This is a genomic window from Loktanella sp. S4079 (assembly GCF_000967725.1).
Taxonomy (GTDB): domain Bacteria; phylum Pseudomonadota; class Alphaproteobacteria; order Rhodobacterales; family Rhodobacteraceae; genus Yoonia.
The window spans coordinates 1-3,778 of sequence record NZ_JXYE01000022.1; the positions used below are offsets into that span (position 1 = coordinate 1).

General features: G+C 50.7%; 5 protein-coding genes. 3 read left to right on the forward strand and 2 right to left on the reverse strand.

Annotated features, from left to right (window positions below):
* A partial coding sequence (locus TW80_RS17375; protein ID WP_157033340.1) for a hypothetical protein occupies nucleotides 1–269 on the reverse strand: 269 nt, incomplete at its 3' end.
* Nucleotides 270–446: 177 nt separating this feature from the next.
* Complete coding sequence (locus tag TW80_RS17380) at nucleotides 447–728, reverse strand: hypothetical protein (protein WP_045998744.1); 282 nt, start codon at nucleotides 726–728, stop codon at nucleotides 447–449.
* 450 nt (nucleotides 729–1,178) lie between these two features.
* On the opposite strand from TW80_RS17380, the gene TW80_RS17385 reads away from it, so the two are divergent.
* From TW80_RS17385 to TW80_RS17395, 3 genes are all read left to right on the forward strand, one after another.
* Nucleotides 1,179–1,574, forward strand: coding sequence for a hypothetical protein (locus TW80_RS17385; protein ID WP_157033341.1), 396 nt, complete (start codon nucleotides 1,179–1,181; stop codon nucleotides 1,572–1,574).
* A gap of 43 nt (nucleotides 1,575–1,617) precedes the next feature.
* Entirely contained in the window at nucleotides 1,618–2,406 is a 789-nt protein-coding gene (locus TW80_RS17390) for a hypothetical protein (RefSeq protein WP_045998746.1), read from the forward strand.
* 448 nt (nucleotides 2,407–2,854) lie between these two features.
* Nucleotides 2,855–3,487 (forward strand): ATP-binding protein, encoded by a 633-nt coding sequence (locus tag TW80_RS17395; protein WP_162197209.1) that lies wholly within the window; start codon nucleotides 2,855–2,857, stop codon nucleotides 3,485–3,487.
* Nucleotides 3,488–3,778: the final 291 nt, after the last annotated feature.

Sequence of the window (3,778 nt, forward strand, 5' to 3'; positions counted from 1 at the left end):
GGTCGGATGCAACGCTTACGGTCCTTTTCATAATTCACGCGAAAGACTTCTTCATCCGCGATCAACTGCTCGCGCTCGCCAGCCCAGATTTCGTGGTCGCATGCTTTTGTATCCATCCCCGCCTTTTGGCAGGCATCACGATATTCAATTAGCGTTCGTTCATCACGCTGCCGCGCCCAATCACGCTGACTTTCTTGTGGTGTCGTGTGACTGGCCTTCATGTCCAACAGCGCCGACCGTACATTTAACTGATATTCTTCTCGGTACAATTTGAAGGCCTCTGCATATTTGCCAAGGTCAGCCGCCAATCGGCCTGAAGGGTAGTGGTCAAATAGTTTTTCGGGTGTGGAGTATGCCCGTAACCAATCATGACCAGGCCCCTGCAACGCGCCAACGACCTCGTCAATGCACCTCTGCGCCTGTTCCGATTCGGTACGCTTGGATGATTAGGTGTGCCAAATATGGCTTTCGGCCCGGCCGCATCCATTGGGGGCTAAGGTGGCATGATACCCAACAGATTGCGGGAACGGCGCATCCGCGTGCTGACACGGGATCCAATAGGGCGCAACCATCACAGTGAAGCTCGCGTTTCCCCAACTACCCAAATCAATGGAGACAACCCATGCAAGGCGCTTGTCGGCATGTGGGTAGGTCCAGTAAATCGGCATGCGTGTCCCTTCGCGCATATACCCGATTTCTGCCATTTGCCGATCCAATTCAGGCATCATCTGCTTTTTGAAGGTATTGTAGTCTATTTGTCACCTTACCTTTGCTGCAAACGTCGTCAGTGCGTCAGTAGTTTTGATGGAGCGGCATGGATCAAATTTCAAGATGCTGCGAGGTTATCTATCATTCACAAACATGGGTAAAATGCGTTGCAGCGGATGGCTGGCTTCTGTTCGAGAGTGATTGGAGCCGCTTAGCTAAGGTAAGAGGCGGAATACCTCATCGCGCTTTTGTTTGTTGCGATGCCCTGCGGTACTGGCAGCGTGCAATGGCAACGGACGGCAGAAAAGAGCCCAATTTGACAGATGCTAGCCCGTGCACCTATGTACGCTCATCGGACTGCAGCCAGAAACGTGCCAATATCAAAGTGGGTTTAGGAAGGGGGTTTTGCCACTATCAGACTCAATTCCCTTTGCGATTTCGTCTGAAGGCGTATGGTGTATACTAGCACAATGGAAAACAGCGACTGCGATCTGATATTAAAGAAGCTTTACGATGCATTCGGCAGCGTCGAGAAACCATCGCCATTGGCGACTTATGACGGCGCTTATTGGCTCGATGAGGTTGACCTTTTCAACGATACCGATTGGGAACGTGCCACTTACTCGGATGTCGTAGAAGGTATGGAAGGCATGATAATTTGCCCTCCTACAACCATAGTTTACTTGCTCCCGCGCCTGTTTCGCATGGTGCTCCTAAGACAGCACGGAACTTCTCATGAAGCAGCCGACAACCTTTCCACGCACTTGGAAGCGTGGCCTGTGGAGGCTGAAGTCGAACAATTTATACCGGCCAAGCACGCTTTGTCGGATTTTATTTATCCTCAAACTCTGTGTTTTACTCTCTAGTGCCGCCAAGTCAGAAACAATTGCTGTTATTTCGAACCCCGCCATGTTTGACGAACCGTGGGAAGACGATCAGCTTTTGCACCTGTCCGGCAATGACCGCGCAACCGTGACCGAGATCGCGCGTTTCGAGTTTGGACCAGAGTTTCTGAGCTGTGCAGAACCGAGACTGACAGTACTGACCGCCGACCTCGAGATTGCATTTTTAGATCCACAGAGCGGCGCGTTGGATGTGCAGCTTGGAACCAATTTTGAACCCGATGGCCGATCACGCCGATCAATTATTTATGATGAAGGCAACAAGCAGGCGGTATATGTCTCGCACCGATACAGCATTTTTGACGAGTTCAAAGAGGCAAGTCTCTGGGTTGCTGATATCGAAGGCGAACCCGCAGAGCTTTTGACTGACCTCCCTTATGCGTGGCAACTATCACGCATCGCACCAGATATTTTTGAAGTTATCTTCGATGACTTTTCCTTTTTGCGCTACAATATCGCCACACGCGAGGTGGTCGAAAGGGGCATGTTTGCTACCGACACGACCGCAGCACTATTGCTGCAAACCGAGCAATACGGTTTTTGGGACAACTGGAACGACGGGCGTCTTGAAGTTCGGACTGAATTTCATGGTCCCGTTATATTCGCATTCCCCCAGAGCCGAGCAAGCTTCCAAATCACTGATTTTGATCCGGTGAACCGCAGGTTCCTTTTTGTGGCATCCGATGATGACCCACCCAACCGAAGCCGTCTCTATGAGGGGTATTTGGACGGCAACGTCACGCTACTGCTTGACAGCCCGTATATATCCGACGCCTGCTATCTGGCAGACTACTAAGGCAAGAGCTTCATCGCTGTTTTTTCTGCTGTAGCAAATGCATTCAAAGCAGCCGTTCGTTTTGAAAAAGCAACGGCTGGTTTGTCCGCGCACCAGTCATTGGCGTGCAAAACTGAACCAAATGCCGGTCGCAGTCGCGGCGAATGTCTCAAAAGAGCCCACTTTACCGAATTTCTGTGCCGCAGCAAAAGTCCGCTTTTGAAACAGGAAAAATCAGCGTCGAGACAAGCGGCCCAGAGCCGACATTCATCCAGTCAGCGTAATGCTGCGATGCACCCGGCAAAGGAGACATTCGCTGCAAATGCATAATTCACGTGTCGTCAGCTTCGGGTTGCCAGATCAAGAGATATTCACGCGGTCCCAGATTTTGCGAATTACTTCTGTTGGTTGAGCTTTAGATTCTCCTGGGCAAAGTTTAGCGGGAGTAAGTCTAAAAAAAGGATGCTCGGTGCCTTCGCCTTCTCACAATGCCATACTTCCCTTTCCCATGAATTATCGTGGCGAGACCTATGCGAGCTTCAAGGCGCTTTGGCATTCTATCTCAAGCATCTCGCACGCAAACGAGACAACCGCCGCAGGTCGTTTGCACCGCCGGTTGCGCGAGCTCCTTCAGTGCTCGTGGGTCAAGCGTGGATGGAACATCCTGATATCTGGTGAAACTGGTACGGGAAAAACCTGGATCGGATGTTGCATCGCAACGGCAGCAATCAGGAGCGCGATCAAATCCAAGTATTATAAGGTCGATGACCTTCTATATGAGATGGCGTTGGCGCGAGCTGACGGCAACTACCTAAAGTTCAAAACCAAGCTGGAGAAATACGAGTTGTTGGTGCTGGACGACATTGGCGTCACACCAATGACGCAGCAGGGCAAATCTGATCTTTTGGCAATTGTCGAAGATCGTGTGCACTCACGATCTACGATCTTCATCGGACCGAGACCATACAACGATTGGCATGCGTTTATAGACGATCCAATCATTGCAGATGCAGTTCTCGATCGGCTTTCTCACAACCGTTACCACATCAAGCTGAAGGGCCGCTCAAGACGAAAGAAGGAAGCATCTTTTGACGAAACCTAGAAATCACTCGTAGCATGCATTTTGTTTCGGCGCTGATTGTAGATTGCAGCCAGCGTCGAATTTCAATTCCAAAGGATGCTGACAAGAAATGGAATCTGCAATTTTAACCCCGGCAATCCCTAAAAGGTTCCGGCTTAAGATCTAGGATCGTGCTGCACCGGTTTGGGTTTGCGCATTTACATGACGGTCACCCATGTCCCGGTCGAAGGCGCGATTGCAAGTTCGCTCTAGCGCTCTTCATCCCTGATCGCTTCTGCGCTGAGGCGCCGATAGTTGACGAAAGAATTTGCG